Source organism: Luoshenia tenuis, from assembly GCF_014384745.1.
GTDB lineage: Bacteria > Bacillota > Clostridia > Christensenellales.
In genome coordinates, this window is the sequence record NZ_JACRSO010000003.1 from 214,250 (window position 1) to 232,013 (window position 17,764).

Below are 17,764 nucleotides of genomic sequence, written 5' to 3' on the forward strand. Positions count from 1 at the left end.
TTACTTACCGGCTCTGTTGGGAGATGCCGCGGATGGCGGAGATCACCCAATCGTACTCGCCCGAGGTCAATACGCTGGAGCAGTATTCGCACTGGCCGGACTGGTTGACGTTTACCGGCGCGCCGCAGTTGGGGCACTCGGTCATCCGCACGCCGATCTGCTTGGGCGTTTGCACGCCCTTGGAGCGGATCAGGGTCCACTCATAGGTCATAAACAGTTCCTTGGTCTTGCTGCCGCTGACCACCGCGCCGGTGCGATCGTCGGTCACATAATCGATGATACGGGTCATGATGCGGATGGTCAGCACATCGTTTACCGCATCCTGCCGGTAACCGGTGATCTCGGTGGAGAGCACCGCGATGCGCTCGACATGGTTGGTCTGCTGTTTTTGGATGTACTCGTCGATCTGGCGGTTAAACTGGCCAAACAGCGCATCGGTCATCAGCATGCGGATCGGAGCCCACTGCTTTTGCTCCCAGGCCTGCTGCATCTGCACGTACATGTTGCCCACCCGCTCGAGCAGCGCCTCTTTAGAGAAATTGGGGTCGGCCTGGCGCAGCGGAGCCAGCAGGTTATCGGCCAGCGGCCGCGGCGTATTGCCTGCATTAAAGGAGACGCTGGAGGTTCCCTTCTTTTTACGGGTACTTTTAATGATTAGGTAGACTACCACGATTACAACCAGCACGAGGATGCTAAACGGGGAGAATGAGCCGCCGCCCGAATAACTGCCGCCCGAACTCCAGCTGCTGGAACTGGAACCGCCCCAGTCGGAACCGCCGCCCGAGCTGCCGCCGTAATCGCTCCCGCCGGCGAAGTTGCCCGCGTCGGCCAAACCCAGCGCCGGCAGGGCGCACAGCAGCGCCGCGGCCAGGGTCAAGGCGATCAGGATGCGGAAGAGTTTTTGCTTTTTCATAAAGTAACGCCCCTACAAAAATTTTATGGGATAAACCCGTCAACGGCTGCGCTGGGAGATGCCGCGGATGGCGGAGATCACCCAATCGTAGGCGCCGCTGGTCAACACGCTGCCGCAATATTCGCACTGGCCGGATTGGCTGAGGGATACCGGCGCGCCGCAGTTGGGGCACTGGGTCCATTCGGCCTCGTCTGCCTGGCGGGTCTTGGCCAGCTTGGAGCGGACCAGCGTCCATTCATAGGTCATAAACAGCTCTTTATCCCGGCTGCCGCTGATCAACGCCCCGGTATCGTCGTCGGTCACATAATCGATGATGCGGGTTTCAAGAAGCACGGTCAAAACATCGTTCACCGCGTCCTGGCGATAATCTGTGATCTCCACCGACAGCACGCGAATGCCTTCCACGAAGTTGGTGCGGTGCCGGTTGATGTATTCTTGCATCTGGCGGTTAAACTGGCTAAACAGCGCATCGGTCATCAAAGCGCGCATGGGCGCCCACTGCTTGGCCTGCCAGGCCTGCTGCATCTGCACGTACATTTCGCCCACCCGCTTGGCAAAGGCCTGCCGGGTGAACCCGGGGTCGCGCTGGCGCAGCGGAGAGAGCTGAAAATCCGATACCGCGTAGATAGGCGCCGGGCGGACGGGGTCCGGCGGCGGAGCTTCCTTTCGGTTAGCCGGCGGAATAATCCTGAATAATAGATAGAGCCCAAGAGCGATCAGCCCAAGTAGGAATATAATGATCAACATGATTCCCGGATCGGCGGGAGGATGGGGAGACTTTTTGGTGCTATGGGACGCGCTGCCAGCGTTGTAACTGGGGCTATCATCCTGGCTGCTGTACCGATAACTATCTGAACTATCGCTATACCAGCTGCTGGAGCCTCCTGAACTGCTCCAACTGGAATTGCCCGAACTGCTGCCGCCGCTCCAACCGGAACTGCCGGAGCTGCCGCCGCCGCTCCAGCCGGAGCTGCCGCCGTAATCGCTGCTGCCGGCAAAGTTGCCCGCATCGGCCAGCCCCAGCGCGGGGATGGATAGCAAAAGCAGCCCGGCTAAAATCGCGGCGGTCAGCGCCCGGGCCCAATGCCTTTTGCGCATTCAAAACGCCCCTCTCAAACGAACTGGTTTATGTGTTGCAGTTAAGTTGTAACGCCCTGCACGCCGGCGCTTAGGCCTCGTGGAAAGAATCCACGATCTGGGCATCCGCCAGGTCGATGTGTGAAAAGAGCCACGCCTCTTTATAGACGGGGGCCATCTTACTTTGCGGGGTATGGGTCAAGATCAAATGGATGTATTCCAGCGCCATGCCGTGCTTGCGGGCGTAAAAGGCACCCATCGCCCCGTGCTGGATCAGGCGGCCTATCTCGCTTTTGCGGGGCGTGCCATCCGGCCCGGGCTCAAACTCCAGGATCTTGCTTACATCGTGCAGGTATCCAAGGGCGATGATCCGGTCGTGATCCAGCGCGATGCCCTGATATTCTTCCATGGCCTGCGCTACGGCCAGGGCGCCCTGGGTGGCTGCGTTGATATGATCCACCAGCCGGAAAGGATGCGCCTCGGGATTAAAGCAGGCGTCCTCCAGGCGCGGCCATAGGCAATCGGCAAAGGCATCCTGCCAGACGGCGATGATCTGCTCGGTCAGGCGGGCATCGCCAATGCGGCTTAGTAAAGGGAAAATGCGCAGCAGCTCCGCGCGCGAAAGCGAATGTTCAGCCAAAAACAGCGCCCCTTTCGACGAAATAGATACTAATAGTATATTTTCCTTTATCATAGCTTATATTTTAAACGGCTGTAAAGCATGAAAAGGTAAGTGCGACAAGAAAAAGCGGCCCAGGGAAGACCCTGGGCCGCTTTTTCTTGCGCTAAGGCAATGCACTACAGGTGATGGGAGGTTCGGTTAGGGGGTCAGCACCCGCAGTTGCAGCTGCGCGGCTGGATGTTGTTATCCACATTGCAGTTGCAGCCCACGGGGAAAACCGGCAGACTGAAAAAGTCGTTGCACACGCCGGAGGAGAACTCCTCGCAGGGAGGAATCGGGCAGAAGCCGTAGCTGGGGATCAGCAGTTCCACTTCCGCGGTGATCTTCAAGATGATGGTGACGCATACTGTGACCTTGAAGCAGTTGTTATCGCAGTATGTACCGGTTACGCATACGGCGCTGGCCAACGCTTCCGCCGTGAAGGGAACGATGGAGTCGCAGGGCACGCACAGGATTACGTCTTTATGCACCGTGATGCAGCCGTAGCCCAGGCCCTCGCAGCCGTTGGCATCCTCAAAGAGGATCTCCAGGGGGATTTCCACATCGGCGCGGACGCGGGCAAAATTCGGCCGGTCGTCCAGGCGGTCGATGCACAGGTTGTGCAGCTTGCCGGAGCAGGCGGTGGAGCGGCAGGATACAAAGGTCAGCGGATAGCAAAACTGTTTGTCAGCGGGGTAAAGGTCGCAGATGCAAATGTTCACATCGTCGATCTGCTCTTGCTGCATGCAGCTGTCGTACACCTTTTTGACCTGGACGCACACCTTTTCGCTGATACCCTGGGCACCGTTGGTGCGGCCGGGGCACATTTCGTTACCTGCGTTTTGGGGAGAATAGAAAGACATGTCATGGCCTCCTTTAAGATTGTTGTTTGACCGGTTTCGTTATCAGGATATGCTGGGGGCAAAATTTGGTTCCAGTTGCGCGGCTTCCTTTCGCACAATTATTTACAGTTGCGGCGCGGGCGTGGTATAGTTTTACTGGGACAATTTGGGGACGCTGTGTAATAAATCGAGCAGACGACGAAAGGAGCAAAACAGAAATGGACGCTTCGATGTACCGATATTTTAAACCCGGCCTGATTCACTTTATGGCCTATCCCAAATGTATGGGCGGGACGGATGAGAGCATTGTTGAAACGGTGCGCGCCATCGCCCGGGACGATTATTTTACCGCTATCGAGCTGAGCTGGATCAAGGACGACGCGGCGCGCGCCCAGGTCAAAAAGATTGTGACCGACGCGGGGCTTACGGTGCGCTACGGGGCCCAGCCCCGGCTTTTGACCACGGGGCTGAACATTAACGATGTGGATGAGGCGGGCCGGCTGAAGGCGCTTAAGACCTTGAAGGAGGGGATTGACGAGGCCTATGAGCTGGGCGCCAAGGGCTTTGCCTTTTTGAGTGGGAAGTATACCGAGGAAAATAAGGACGCGGCCTATGACGCGCTGGTGCGCTCCACCCGCGAACTGTGCGCATACGCGGCCCAGAAGGATGGTATGCGCGTGGCGCTGGAAGTGTTCGACTATGATGTGGACAAGTGCAGCCTGATCGGCCCGGCGGACCTGGCGGCAAAGTTTGCAGCCGAGGTACGCGAAACCTGCCCCAACTTTGGGCTGATGGTGGACCTAAGCCACCTGCCGCTGCTGCACGAGAGCGCCAGGGAATCCCTGCTGCCGGTGAAGGATTATATCATCCATGCCCACCTGGGCAACGCGGTAGATCCCAAGCTGGACCGCGCCGCCCCGGGTTATGGGGATCAGCACCCCCGCTTTGGCTTCCCGGGCGGGTGCAACGGCGTGCCCGAGATGGTGGAATTTTTGCGGGTGCTGCTGGAGATCGGCTTTTTGAATACCGAGAACCCGCCAGTGGTCAGCTTTGAGGTCAAACCCTTTGGGGATGAGGAGCCGGAGCTGGTGATCGCCAATGCCAAGCGGACGCTGAACGAAGCCTGGGCGGCCCTTTAAGGAGGTAAACGGATATGCAGCCGAACATTTATGTGACCCGGGAACTTCCGGAAAAGCCCATGGCGGCGCTGCGCAAGCTGGGCAACGTGATCTGCAACCCGGAGGACCGGATGCTGACCCATGAGGAATTAATAAAGAATGTGGCGGGGATGGACGCGGTGCTCTGCCTGCTGACCGACCCCATCGACGAGGCGGTGCTCAAGGCCGCAGGGCCCCAGTGCAAGATCTTTGCCAATTACGCGGTGGGCTATAACAACATCGACATTACCGCCGCTACGGATTGCGCGATCTGGGTGAGCAATACCCCGGGCGTGCTGACCGAGGCGACGGCGGATATCGCCTGGGCGCTGCTGTTTGCCTGCGCGCGGCGCATCGTCGAGGGGGACCGCTATATGCGCGAGGGGAAATTTACCGGCTGGGCGCCCAAGCTCTTTTTAGGGCAGGATATTACCGGCGCCACGCTGGGCGTGGTGGGCGCGGGCCGCATCGGCGGGGACTTTGCCCGCAAGGCCAAGGCCTTTGGCATGAAGGTGATCTACCATAACCGCAGGCGGGACGAAGCGCTGGAGCGGGATTGTGACGCGGAATGGGTCACGCTCCCGGAGCTGCTGCAGCGCTCGGACTATGTTTCCCTGCACGTGCCGCTGACCATGGAGACCCGGCATCTGATCGGCGAAAAAGAACTGAAGATGATGAAGCCCACGGCCATCCTCATCAATACAGCGCGGGGCCCGGTGGTGGATGAAAAGGCCCTGGCAAAGGCCCTGAAGGAGGGCACCATCTGGGCTGCCGGGCTGGATGTGTTTGAAAACGAGCCGGAATATGAGATGGAACTGCGGGACCTGCCCAATGTGACCATGATGCCCCATGTGGCCAGCGCCACCATCGCCACCCGCGACAGGATGGGCATGATGTGCGTAGAGAACATCCAAGCGGCCTTGAGCGGCAAGCTGCCGCCCAACTGCCTGAACCCCGATGCGCGCTCGCTTTAACCGGATTGGTAAGGAGGAGACCCTTTGACGGATAGCCAGAATACGGCGCGGCTGCGGCGGGTAGGCATTTGCCCGCCGCAGGTTTTGTTGCCGGAAAAGCAGATCGACTTGAGTAAATGGGCGGTGATCGCCTGCGACCAGTATACCTCCCAGCAGGATTATTGGGATAAGGCGGCGGACATCGTGGGCGGCGCGCCCTCGGCGCTGAACCTGATCTTCCCCGAGATCTATTTGGAGCGGCCGGATGCCGCGCAGCGGATCGAGCGGATCCATCAGGCCATGGCCTCTTACCTGGAAAATGGCGTGCTGGCCGCGCCGAGGCAGGGCTTTATCTATATCGAGCGGCAGACCGCGCACGCGCCGCTGCGGCGGGGCCTGTTGGCCATGATCGATCTTGAAAAGTACGATTACAATAAAGGTTCAACTTCGCCGGTGCGGGCCACGGAGGGCACCATTTTATCGCGCATCCCGCCGCGCCAGGCGGTGCGCCGGGGCGCGGCGCTTGAACTGCCCCACGTGATGCTGCTGATCGACGACCCTGAGCACAGGGTCATCGAGCCACTGGCGGCGCATAAACATGAATTAGAAGTAGCCTACGATACCGACCTGATGCTGGGCGGAGGGCATGTGACCGGGTTTTGGGTAGAGGGGGAGGAGGCCTATGGACGCCTGGCCGACGCCCTGGAAGGGCTGTGGCAGGACATCGCCGCCAAGTGCCCGGAAGCGCCGGTGCTTTACGCCGTGGGGGACGGCAACCACTCCCTGGCGACGGCCAAGGCCTGCTATGAAGAACTGAAAAAGGCCCTGGGCGAGGCGGCGCTGGCCCACCCGGCTCGTTGGGCGATGGTGGAGATCAATAACGTGCATGACGAGGGGCTGACCTTTGGCCCCATCAATCGGGTATTGTTCCATACCCAGCCCCAGGAGCGGCTGGCGGGGCTGTTGGCCCGCGCCAAAGCCCTGGGCTGGCAGCCTGACCTTACGGCGCTGGCGCCTGAGGAACTGTGGCCGGCCGTTTGCGCGGCGGACGCGGCGGGCGAACAGGCCCTTGGCGTAGTAGCCGACGGCGTATGCGGGCTGATCCGTTTGGGGAACCCGGGCCATCCCCTGGAGGTGGGGGCCATCCAGCAGTTGCTGGATGAAACCCTGCAGGACGGTGAGAGCCTAGATTATGTGCATGGCATTGAAACCACCCTAACGATGGGGATGCAGCAGGGCAATATGAGCTTTTTACTGCCGGCCATGGATAAACACGCCCTGTTTCCGGCGATCGAGCAGGCGGGCGCCCTGCCGCGCAAGACTTTTTCCATGGGCGAGGCGGATGAAAAACGCTTTTATCTGGAGTGCCGCAGGATAACGGCTTGACGCGGGATGCAGGCTTACTTTATAATATCACCCATGTGCGCGCGGAATTTGACGCATGCGCGCGAAAATGTGAATTGGGTTTATGCGTGAGGGAGGATGCACCATCATGGGCAATAAGGTGGTCAAGTTCGGCGGCAGCTCGCTGGCGGACGCGGGGCAGTTTGCAAAGGTAAGGGAGATCATCCGGGCGGATGCGGCGCGTCTGTTCGTGGTGCCGTCCGCGCCGGGCAAGCGGTTTGCCGACGATATTAAGGTCACGGATATGCTGTATGAGTCTCAGCGGCTGGCCTGTGCCGGGGAGGACTTTGGGCCGGTGTTTGACCGGATCTGCCAGCGGTACAGGGGTATTGCCAGGGATCTGGGGCTGCAGTGCGACCTGGAAGGGCCGCTTCAAAAAGTGCGGGAAGACCTGGCCGCCGGGGCGGATGCGGATTATGCCGCCAGCCGGGGCGAGTTTTTAAACGGGATCCTGCTGGCGGACTATCTGGGCTATCCCTTTGTGGATGCGGCGGAGCTGATCGTATTTGACGAGGCGGGCAACTTCCTGCCGGAGGAGACCCAGAAAAAGGCCAGCGCGGTGCTCAAGGACTATACCTGCGCGGTGGTGCCCGGCTTTTACGGCGCCAAGCGGGATGGCACGGTCAAAACCTTTTCCAGGGGCGGCTCGGATATTACCGGGGCCATCGTGGCACGGGCCATCGATGCGGCGCTGTATGAGAACTGGACGGACGTTTCCGGCTTCTTGATGGCGGATCCTCGCATCGTGAAAAATCCGGAAACCATCGATTACATCACCTATCGCGAGCTGCGGGAGCTCAGCTACATGGGGGCCAGCGTGCTGCACGAGGAGGCCATCTTCCCCGTAAGGCTGGCGGGCATCCCCATCAATATTAAAAATACCAACGCGCCCGATCACCCCGGTACCATGATCATGGACCGGTTTGACGAGGCGGCCCGCAAGCATACAGTGACCGGCATTGCCGGGCACAAGGGCTTTACGGTCATCACCATTGAAAAAGAGATGATGAACACGGAGCGGGGCTTTGGCCGCAAGGTGCTCAGCGTATTGGAAAAATTCGATATCTCCTTTGAGCACATGCCCTCCTCCATCGATACCCTTTCGGTGGTGATCGCAGACGCGCAGCTGGGCGACAACCTGGATGCGATCCTGACCAGCCTGCACGAGGCGGTCTCGCCGGATGCGCTGGAGGTATCCGACAACATGGCGCTGATCGCCACCGTAGGCCACGGCATGGTGCGCCAGCGCGGCGTGGCGGCCAAGCTTTTTGACGCGCTGGTAGGGGCCGGCGTCAACGTAAGGATGATCGACCAGGGCTCTAGCGAAATGAATATCATCGTAGGCGTTGAAAGCGACGACTTTGACCTGGCCGTAAGGGCCATTTATCAGGCATTCGTAACCGCCTAAGGGGCAACAGGTAGATTGCGCGTCGGGCGGCCCGCGAGGGAGGAAGGGCAGGACGATGGGAGCGCTTATCGTATCCGCATTGCAGGGCGTATTGCCGATTTTGCTGATGATCGCCCTGGGCTATGGCCTTGCGCATTATAAATGGATCACGGAGCATACGGGGCATTTTTTGACCGAACTGGCGCTGAAGGTGGCCATCCCGGCGATGATGGTGAACAACATGAATGTGTACTTCACCACCGAGTCCCTGCGGGAGGCTGGCTGGGGCCTGTTGGCGCCGCTTTTGGCCATTGCCACATCTTACGGGATCGGCACGCTGGTATCCTTGGCGGCGCGTATCCCCAAGGGGCGGCGCGGCGTGTTTCGGGCCATGTTCGCCTGCGCGAATACGGTGGTGATCGGCCTGCCGGTGGCGACGGCCCTGTTCGGGGAGGAGGCCGTATCCCCCGCGCTCTTTTACTTTGCTTGCAACACGCTGGTCTTTTGGACGGTGGGCGTGATGGGGATCCGCCGGGACGGCGGGGGAAAATTCAGCTTTCACTTAAAGGATCTAAAGTCGATCTTCTCGCCTGCGCTGACCAGCTTTATCGTGATGATCGCCCTGACGTTTGCCGGGGTACGGCTGCCCGATTTTATCCTGGATACGGCAAAATCCCTGGGCAGCATGGCCACGCCCCTGTGCCTGATCTATACGGGCTTTATCATCCAAAGCATGGGGCTTAAAAACCTGCTGCACGGCTGGGACCGGTCCTCCGCCCTGGTGATGGCGGGGCGGTTTGTCGTGACGCCGCTGATCGTATTTACGGTATTGTCGGCCATCCGCACGCCGGAGATCATGCGCAACGTATATATGGTACAGTCCGGCATGCCGATCATGAGTCAGACCCCGCTGGTATCCAAGTCCTATGGCAGCGATGCGGGCTTTGCCAGCCGTATGGTGCTGGCGACCACGGTATTTAGCCTGATCTTTGTGCCGGTGATGCGGGTAATTCTGGGCTAACCGGGCTTTGAACGCGCGCCCCCGATAAGGGGGCGTTTTTTGTTGGATTCTCACGGGGATTAATGCCTGAAAGGGCGTGCACGGCGCTGAAAGCTGTGATATAATAACCCTGTATCATTACGTAATAATAAGCATATAGTTCTGAGGGGTCCCCCCTCTAGGAAGCGAGGCATGATTTTGGTCCGTAGGGTATATGTTGAAAAGCGTCCGGGTTTTGATGTGGAGAGCAAGCGCCTGCAAAAGGAGCTGCGCAGCGTTTTGGGCTTAGAGGGCCTGGAGGATGTGCGCATCCTCGTGCGGTATGACGTGGAGAACCTGCCGGAGCAGGACTTTGACAAGGCGGTGCGGATGGTGTTTTCCGACCCGGCGATCGACCAGGTGACCGATGAGGTGCCCCATGGCGAGGGCTACCTGCGCTTTGCCACAGAGTTTTTGCCCGGCCAGTACGACCAGCGCAGCGATGTAGCCGCCCAGTGCGTGCAGATGCTGACGCTTGGCAACCCGCCGCTGATCCATGCGGCTACGGTCTACCTGCTCAAAGGGCTGGATGAGGCGGACCTGCCGCGCGTGAAAGAATATTGCATTAACCCCGTAGAGGCCCGGGAGGCCGGCTGGGATAAGCCGGAAAGCCTGGAGGTTGCGCTGGATGCGCCGGAGAAGATCGCGGTGCTGGAGGATTTCCTCTCTGAGGACGAGGCTGCCTTGAAAGCTCGGGTCAAGGACATGGGCCTGGCGATGACCGTGAAGGACCTGGCCTTTGTGCAGCGCTATTTCCGGGATGATGAAAAGCGCGCACCCAGCATGACCGAGCTGCGGGTGATCGATACCTACTGGTCGGATCACTGCCGGCACACCACCTTTTTGACGCATCTTGAAAACATCAAGATCGAAAAGGGGGCCTGGACGGCGCCTATCGAAAAATCCTATGCGGAGTACTGCGCGGCGCGCAAGGTGCTGTATGCCGGGCGTACCGATAAGCCGGTGACGCTGATGGATATGGCGACCATCGCCGCTAAGGAGCTGCGCCGCCAGGGCCTGCTGGATGACCTGGACGAGTCTGAAGAGATCAACGCCTGCTCGATCGTGGTGCCCGTGGATGTGGACGGGGAAACGGTCGAGTACCTGGTGATGTTTAAAAACGAGACCCATAACCACCCCACGGAGATCGAGCCTTTCGGCGGCGCGGCCACCTGCTTGGGCGGGGCGATCCGCGATCCGCTGAGCGGGCGCTCTTACGTGTATCAGGCCATGCGCATCACCGGCGCGGCGGACCCCCGCCAAAGCCTGAAGGATACCATGCCGGGCAAGCTGCCCCAGCGGGTGCTGGTGCGCACGGCGGCCCAGGGCTACTCCAGCTACGGCAACCAGATCGGCTTGGCCACCGGCAAGGTGGAGGAGATCTATCACCCCGGTTACGTGGCCAAGCACATGGAGCTGGGTGCGGTGATCGGCGCAGCGCCTCGGGAAAACGTGGTGCGCGAGCGGCCGGCGCCGGGCGACCAGATCGTGCTGCTGGGCGGGCGCACCGGGCGGGATGGCTGTGGCGGCGCCACCGGTTCTTCCAAGGCGCACACCGAGGAGAGCTTGACCACCTGCGGCGCAGAGGTACAAAAGGGCAATCCCCTGACCGAGCGAAAAATTCAGCGCCTTTTCCGCAAAAAAGAGGTCAGCCGGCTGATCAAGCGGTGTAATGACTTTGGCGCGGGCGGCGTATGTGTGGCCATCGGCGAACTGGCCGAGAGCCTGGATATCAATCTGGACGCGGTGCCCAAAAAATACGAGGGCCTAGATGGCACGGAGCTGGCCATTTCCGAATCTCAGGAGCGGATGGCCGTGGTGCTGGACGCGGGCGACGTGCAGAAATTTTTAGACTACGCGCAGGAAGAGAACCTGGAGGCGACCCTGGTGGCCACGGTCACCCCGGGACGGCGGCTGCGGATGTTCTGGAACGAGGATTGCATCGTAGACATCAGCCGCGATTTTCTGGATACTAACGGCGCGCCCCAGCAGGCGGACGCGACGGTGGCGGCGCCCTGTGGCGTACCCTTCTTCGATCGGGAGATCGAGGTACTGAAAAATAATGGCGGAGACCGGGCCGCGGCCTGGAAGGAAAACCTTACTGGGCTGAACGTGTGCAGCCAAAAAGGGCTGGCCGAGCGGTTTGACGCCTCCATCGGCGCGGGTACGGTGCTGATGCCCTTTGGCGGCAAGTATCAGCTCACGCCCAACGAGGCCATGGCGGCCAAGATCCCTCTTTTGGAAGGAGAGACCGATACCGCCACGCTGATGGCCCATGGCTACGATCCGGATCTGTCCTCTTACAGCCCCTATCATGGCGCCATGTATGCGGTGATCCATTCGTTGGCCAAGATTGCCTGCGCGGGCGGCGATTACGCTAAGGCGCGGCTGACCATGCAGGAGTACTTCCAGCGGATGACCGGGGACCCCACGGGCTGGGGCAAGCCTATGGCGGCGCTGCTGGGCGCGTATGAGGCGCAAAAGCGCATGGGCACCCCGGGCATCGGCGGCAAGGACTCCATGAGCGGGACGTTTAACGATGTTTCGGTACCGCCTACCCTGGTCTCTATCGCGGTGGGGATCACCAAGGCTTCCCAGATCGGCTCGCCCGAGTTTAAGCAGGCGGGCGGCGCGGTCGCCCTGCTGCCGGTTTTGCCGGGGGCTGACGGCATGATCGACTTTGAAGCTTTAAAGGCCAACCTGGAGCGGGTAGGTCAACTGGTGCGCCAGGGCCAGGTGCAGGCCGCCGCTACGGTGGGCCAAGGCGGCGCGGCCGCCACGGTCAGCAAGATGGCCTTTGGTAACCATATCGGCTTTGAACTGGCGAAGGGCGTGGACGACAAGGCGCTGTTTATGCCCTACTATGGCAGCGTGGTGCTGGCCTTTGCGCCGGGGGCGGATGTGGAACAGGCGCTGAACGGGCTCGATTGGCGCATGCTGGGGCAGACGATCGACGTGCAGGAGATCCGGCTGGAGGGCCAGACCCTGGCGCTTGAGGACTGCATCGCGGCCTGGACGCAGACGCTGGAGCGGGTATATCCGACCGATGCCGCGCCGCTGACAGATGTGATGGTGGATAAGCTTTACACGGGCCGGCCGGCTATCCTGCATGCGTCCGGCAAGGCGCAGCCCCGCGTGGTGATCCCGGCCTTCCCGGGTACCAACTGTGAGGAGGATACGGCGCGCGCCTTCCGCAAGGCGGGCGCGGTGGCCGATATTATCGTGCTGAAGAACCTGACCCCCGCGATGATCGAGGACTCCATCGCGACGCTGGAAAAGGCGATCAGGGGGGCGCAGATATTGATGCTGCCGGGCGGTTTCTCCGGCGGCGACGAGCCGGATGGTTCCGGTAAATTTATCGCGACCACGCTGCGCAACCCGCGCGTGAAGGACGCGGTAATGGAATTGCTGCAAAAGCGGGATGGGCTGGCCCTGGGGATCTGCAACGGCTTCCAGGCGTTGATGAAGCTGGGCCTGCTGCCCTATGGCGAGATTCGGGAGATCGACGCGGATTGCCCGACGCTGACCTATAACACCATCGGCCGGCACGCCAGCTGCATGGTGCGCACCCGCATCGCTTCGGTAAAATCGCCCTGGCTGTCCTACGTAGAGGCGGGCGATATCCACACCATCCCGATTTCCCACGGCGAGGGGCGTTTCGTAGGGCCGGAGGGCCTGATTCGTCAGCTGTTTGAAAACGGCCAGGTGGCGACCCAATACGTGGACCTGGCGGGCAACCCCACCATGGACAGCGCCTTTAACCCCAACGGGGCTATGGCGGCCATCGAGGGTATCTTGAGCCCGGACGGACGGGTGATGGGCAAGATGGGCCATTCCGAGCGCATTGGCGCCAACGTGGTGCGCAATGTGCCCGGTGAGAAAGATCAAAAACTGTTCAAAGCCGGCGTGGATTATTTCCGCTAAGCGATGGGCGGTTTTTAGAAACAGATTGGATAGAGAAGTGGCGCAGTCACTTCTCAAAAACTGGAAAGCGGACGGTTGCCGTCCGTTCTTTCCCGCCCTAAAAGGCAGGAATGTTTACTAATTTCATTTTTGTACTCTGCACGCAGGGCGCGGCTTTTCGTACCCGCGTGAAGCGTAAATATGACTACGGGAGGAATGGAACATGGCGACTACGGTAACGCAACCTACCCAGATCGCTGCGATTACGTATACCATTCGCGATTATTTGACCAACCGCGAAGACTATGCGGAATCGATGAAGAAGATGAAAAATATCGGCTTCAAAGCGATCCAGGGCGGCAAACCCGCGTTCTTTACGAACGAGGAGTTTAAAGACCTGCTGGATGAAAACGGGCTGATGCTTTGCTCTTATGGCGGCAGTCTGGACCGTATGCGTGGCGACTTTGACGCGTTGGTAGAGGAGATCCACTACTTTGGCTGCACGGCCACGTCGATCGGCGCGATCCCGGTAGAATACCGGGATACGGAAGAAGGCTATTACACCTTCGTCAAAGAGTTTAACATGCTGGCCAAAAAGTTTGCGGACAATGGGATCGACCTGATGTATCACAACCATGCGCAGGAGTTCCGCCGTTTCAAGTCCGGCAAGCGGGGGATCGACATCATCTTTGAGGGGTTTGATCCGCTCTACACCAAGTTCATGCTGGATACCCACTGGGTACACTCCGGCGGGGACGATGTACTCAAATGGATCAAAAAGTGCGAGGGCCGCATGCATACCCTGCATTGTAAGGATTATATGATCGATCCGGATCCCAGCATCACGGATCTGGGGCTGGCGCCCAAGCTCTTTGCCGAGATCGGCGAGGGCAACCTGCCTTGGCAGCAAATCGTGGATACGGCGCTGTCCATCGGAGTTAAGTGGTTCGTTATTGAGCAGGACTTCTCCCGCCGCAACCCGTTCGACAGCCTGGCTATCAGCATCAAGGGCCTGCAGAACGTGGGACTGAAGTAGGCAAAAACGTAAATTAAGGGGCAAGCAAAATAAACAACGCGATCCATCGCTATTGAAGGAGGGTATTTTCTATGGCATCTCAGATCGGTGTTTGCAGTTACACAGTGCGCGATTTTATGACCAATAAAACCAGCTTTAGGGATTGCTTAAAGCGCCTGCAGGAGCTGGGCTTTGAGGTTTGGCAGGGCGGCAAGGCCGCTTGCTGCGATTCCATCCCCGAGATGGTGGACCTGCTGGCCGAGTACGGGTTTAAAAATATCACCGGCAGCGCCGGGTACGACGATTTGATGAGCAACCTGGACAAGGTGATTTCCGACGCCAAGGCCTTTGGCGTGCAGCACATCAATACGCCTACGCTGCCGCTGAAAAACCGCGTCAGCGCCCAAGGGTATGAGGCCTATGCCAAAGAGATGAACGAGGTCGGCAAAAAGCTGCGGGACAATGGGCTGAAGCTGATCTATCACAACCACGCGATGGAGTTTGCCAATTTCCCGGGCGGGAAAAACGGCATGCAGATTTTGCTGGACAATACCGACCCGGAAAACTTCGGCTTTATCATGGATACGCACTGGGCTTCCGCCGCGGGTGCGGACCCGGCCGAGTGGGTGCTCAAGCTGGAAGGGCGCATGGATATCATCCACTTTAAGGATTATGCCATCGACCCGAATCCGGAACCCCAGCACATCCAGGATATCGGCGGGGTGTATAAGATCTTTGCCGAGATCGGCTATGGCAATATCAACTGGAAGCCCATCGTAGAGAACTGCCGCAAGATCGGCGTGCAGTACTTTGTGATCGAGCAGGATTATTGGCGCGGCTGCCCCATTGAGGCGCTGGCCAAGAGCAAAAAGTACATGAACGATGTGCTGGACATCCATTAATCAAAACTTGAACAAAATTAGGGGGTAAATGAATCATGGCTAAAATTGGTGTTGTTGAATATACCATCCGTCACTACCTGCAGAATCCTGTAGACTACAAAGAGGCGCACGAGAAACTGGCCCAGATGGGCGTTGAGTACATCCAGGGCGGCGTGCCCAAGTTCCTGAGCCTGGAAGAGTACAAAAAGGGCTTGGATGAGCTGGGCCTGCACAACATTTCTGCCGGCGGCCAGTATGACGATATCATGGCCGACCCGCAGGCGATCGCCGACAAGGCCAAATTCCTGGGCACCCGTTTTGTCAGCGTGGCCACCATCCCGATCCACTTCCGCATGCGCGGTGAGGAAGGCTACAAAGCCTTTGCCAAAGCCATGCAGGAAAAGGTGAAGTTCTTTAAGGCCCAGGGCCTGGAGCTGACCTATCACAATCACGCGGTGGAGTTCGTCAATTTTGACAGCGGCAAGCGCGGCATGGATATCCTCTTTGAGGAGACCGATATGAACCTGATGCTGGATACCCACTGGGTAGCGGCGGGCGGCGCTGACCCGGCGGCCTGGATCAAAAAGTGCAAAGGCCGTATCCCCGTTGTGCATTACAAGGACTACGGCATCGCCAACGTTCAGGAGCAGGACTACATGGAGATGAAGAAAGTCACCGAAATCGGCGGCGTGTACAAACGCTTTATGGAGATTGGCTGCGGCAACCTGAACTGGCCGGCCATCGTGGAGGCTACCAAAGAGGCTGGAAGCGAGCTGGTGATGATCGAGCAGGACTTCACCCTGCAGAATCCCTTCAATGGCTTGCAGACCAGCATCAACAACATTAAGAGCTGGGGCATTTAATCGATAGACTTCAGGAGGAGAAATGGGAATGAATGAGAGAATCGGCCTCCAGTTGATCGGCATCCGCGACCTTTTGACCACCTCCCAGGGCATGAAAGACGCCTTTACCGAAGTGGCTAAGATGGGTTACGGGCTGGTCTCGGCGGGGCGTGGGCGCCTGCCTGCGGATATCAATGTGCAGGAAGTCGCGGATCTGATCCACGGCCTGGGCATGAAGACCGCGCACACCAACGTGCCGTTTGAGACGCTGATGGACGAGGATGGCTTTAAGCAGACGCTGGAGGAGCAGAAGATCTGGGATAACGAGTACATCGTCATCGGGTCTCTGCCGCCCTGCTACCGTACTTCGCAGGAGGGGTACCGTACCTTTGTTAAAGGGCTGAACACCCTGGCCAAAAAGCTGAAGGATAACGGGCAGACCCTGCTGTACCACAACCACGCCCAGGAGTTCCGCCGCTTTGCCGACGGCGTGCGCGGCATCGACATGATCGTGTTCGACAGCGTGCCTGAGCTGGGCTTCCAGCTGGATACCCATTGGATCCAGTCCGGCGGCGGGGATATTTACTGGTGGATGCGCCAGGTCAAGGGCCGCCTGCCCATCCTGCACTGCAAGGATTACATGATCGATCCGGATGCGAGTATTACGGATCTGGGACTGGCGCCCAAGCTCTTTGCCGAAGTGGGCGAGGGCAATATCGATTGGGTCAAGGTGATCCGCGTAGGCGAGGAGATCGGCGTGAAGAACTACGTGGTGGAGCAGGATGAAACGCGCCGCCATCCGCTGGAGAGCGCGCGCATCAGCTTTGAGAATCTGGACCGCGCCATGGCGCAGGCTTAATATTTAAGGAGGATGAATCAAATGCCTAAAGCTTTAATCGGTGTTCAGACGATTGCCTTCCGCGATTATCTGGATACGAAGAATGATTACATGAACGCCTTTAAGCGCGTTGCGGATATCGGGTATGATGGCGTACAGCTGGGCGTGGGCGTGAAGGAAAACGCGCCCTGTGCCAAAGAGATCAAGGAGATCATGGACGAGGTCGGCATCGTTTGCACGGCGATGAACGCCCCCTTTGAGAAACTGGAAGAGCATCTGGATCAGGTGATTGCCGATGCTAAGGCGCTGGATACCAAATACATCGTTATCGGCGCTTCTCCTGAGTGGGTGCGTACGGGCGGCAAAGAGGGTTTCCTGGATTTTGCCAAGCGCTTGAATGTGGTGGGTGAGAAGCTGGCCGCCGAAGGGCTGTATCTGCACTTCCATAACCATGCGCTGGAGTTCCGCAAATATGATGGTGTGACCGGTATGGATATCCTGCTGGAGAACACCGATCCCCGGTACGTATTCTTCCAGCTGGATACCCATTGGGTACAGTCCGGCGGCGGGCATGTGGTCAGCTGGATCTACAAGGCCAAGGGCCGGATGAAGGTCGTCCACTTTAAGGATTACCTGATCGACCGTTATTCGGATACCTCCTTCCTGGAGTGCACCCATCGCCTGTATGCCGAAGTGGGCGAGGGCAGCCTGAACTGGCTGGACATCATTCAGGCTTGCCGCGACATCGGCGTGGAATGGTTTGTGACCGAGCAGGATCGCTGCGTGTATCGTCCGCCGTTTGAGGCGATCAAGATCAGCTACGATAACCTGCGCAATTTCGGCCTGTAAAAT

At 59.0% G+C, this 17,764-nt stretch carries 15 protein-coding genes; 11 read left to right on the top strand and 4 right to left on the bottom strand.

Going from position 1 to position 17,764, the window contains the following annotated elements; genetic code table 11:
- Positions 1-4: 4 nt before the first annotated feature.
- The 4 genes from H8699_RS08335 to H8699_RS08350 all read right to left on the bottom strand — a co-directional run bounded on the left by H8699_RS08335 (position 5) and on the right by H8699_RS08350 (position 3,514).
- Complete coding sequence (locus H8699_RS08335; RefSeq protein WP_249285277.1) at positions 5-913, bottom strand: TIM44-like domain-containing protein; 909 nt, start codon at positions 911-913, stop codon at positions 5-7.
- A gap of 39 nt (positions 914-952) precedes the next feature.
- A complete protein-coding gene (locus H8699_RS08340) occupies positions 953-2,011 on the bottom strand; it encodes a TIM44-like domain-containing protein (protein WP_249285278.1) in 1,059 nt (352 codons plus the stop codon).
- A gap of 70 nt (positions 2,012-2,081) precedes the next feature.
- Entirely contained in the window at positions 2,082-2,630 is a 549-nt protein-coding gene (locus H8699_RS08345; RefSeq protein WP_249285279.1) for an HD domain-containing protein, read from the bottom strand.
- A gap of 188 nt (positions 2,631-2,818) precedes the next feature.
- A complete protein-coding gene (locus H8699_RS08350) occupies positions 2,819-3,514 on the bottom strand; it encodes a hypothetical protein (RefSeq protein WP_249285280.1) in 696 nt (231 codons plus the stop codon).
- A 197-nt stretch (positions 3,515-3,711) separates the two neighbouring features.
- On the opposite strand from H8699_RS08350, the gene H8699_RS08355 reads away from it, so the two are divergent.
- The 11 genes from H8699_RS08355 (at position 3,712) to H8699_RS08405 (ending at position 17,761) form a co-directional block, all read left to right on the top strand.
- Entirely contained in the window at positions 3,712-4,632 is a 921-nt protein-coding gene (locus H8699_RS08355; RefSeq protein ID WP_249285281.1) for a sugar phosphate isomerase/epimerase family protein, read from the top strand.
- A 14-nt stretch (positions 4,633-4,646) separates the two neighbouring features.
- On the top strand, positions 4,647-5,624 hold the full coding sequence (locus H8699_RS08360) for a 2-hydroxyacid dehydrogenase (RefSeq protein ID WP_249285282.1): 978 nt from the start codon (positions 4,647-4,649) through the stop codon (positions 5,622-5,624).
- A gap of 24 nt (positions 5,625-5,648) precedes the next feature.
- Positions 5,649-6,989 (top strand): DUF1015 domain-containing protein, encoded by a 1,341-nt coding sequence (locus tag H8699_RS08365; RefSeq protein WP_249285283.1) that lies wholly within the window; start codon positions 5,649-5,651, stop codon positions 6,987-6,989.
- 106 nt (positions 6,990-7,095) lie between these two features.
- Positions 7,096-8,415, top strand: a complete 1,320-nt coding sequence (locus tag H8699_RS08370; protein ID WP_249285284.1) for an aspartate kinase — start codon at positions 7,096-7,098, stop codon at positions 8,413-8,415.
- Positions 8,416-8,470: 55 nt separating this feature from the next.
- Positions 8,471-9,415 (top strand): AEC family transporter, encoded by a 945-nt coding sequence (locus H8699_RS08375; RefSeq protein WP_249285285.1) that lies wholly within the window; start codon positions 8,471-8,473, stop codon positions 9,413-9,415.
- 171 nt (positions 9,416-9,586) lie between these two features.
- Complete coding sequence (locus tag H8699_RS08380) at positions 9,587-13,357, top strand: phosphoribosylformylglycinamidine synthase (protein WP_249285286.1); 3,771 nt, start codon at positions 9,587-9,589, stop codon at positions 13,355-13,357.
- Between the two features lie 202 nt (positions 13,358-13,559).
- Complete coding sequence (locus H8699_RS08385; protein ID WP_249285287.1) at positions 13,560-14,372, top strand: sugar phosphate isomerase/epimerase family protein; 813 nt, start codon at positions 13,560-13,562, stop codon at positions 14,370-14,372.
- 71 nt (positions 14,373-14,443) lie between these two features.
- Complete coding sequence (locus H8699_RS08390) at positions 14,444-15,253, top strand: sugar phosphate isomerase/epimerase family protein (protein WP_249285288.1); 810 nt, start codon at positions 14,444-14,446, stop codon at positions 15,251-15,253.
- Positions 15,254-15,288: 35 nt separating this feature from the next.
- Positions 15,289-16,095 carry a sugar phosphate isomerase/epimerase family protein gene (locus H8699_RS08395; RefSeq protein WP_147517301.1) on the top strand — a complete coding sequence of 269 codons (807 nt, stop codon included), beginning with the start codon at positions 15,289-15,291 and terminating at the stop codon, positions 16,093-16,095.
- A 28-nt stretch (positions 16,096-16,123) separates the two neighbouring features.
- Complete coding sequence (locus H8699_RS08400; RefSeq protein ID WP_249285289.1) at positions 16,124-16,933, top strand: sugar phosphate isomerase/epimerase family protein; 810 nt, start codon at positions 16,124-16,126, stop codon at positions 16,931-16,933.
- Between the two features lie 21 nt (positions 16,934-16,954).
- Positions 16,955-17,761, top strand: a complete 807-nt coding sequence (locus H8699_RS08405; RefSeq protein WP_249285290.1) for a sugar phosphate isomerase/epimerase family protein — start codon at positions 16,955-16,957, stop codon at positions 17,759-17,761.
- Positions 17,762-17,764: the final 3 nt, after the last annotated feature.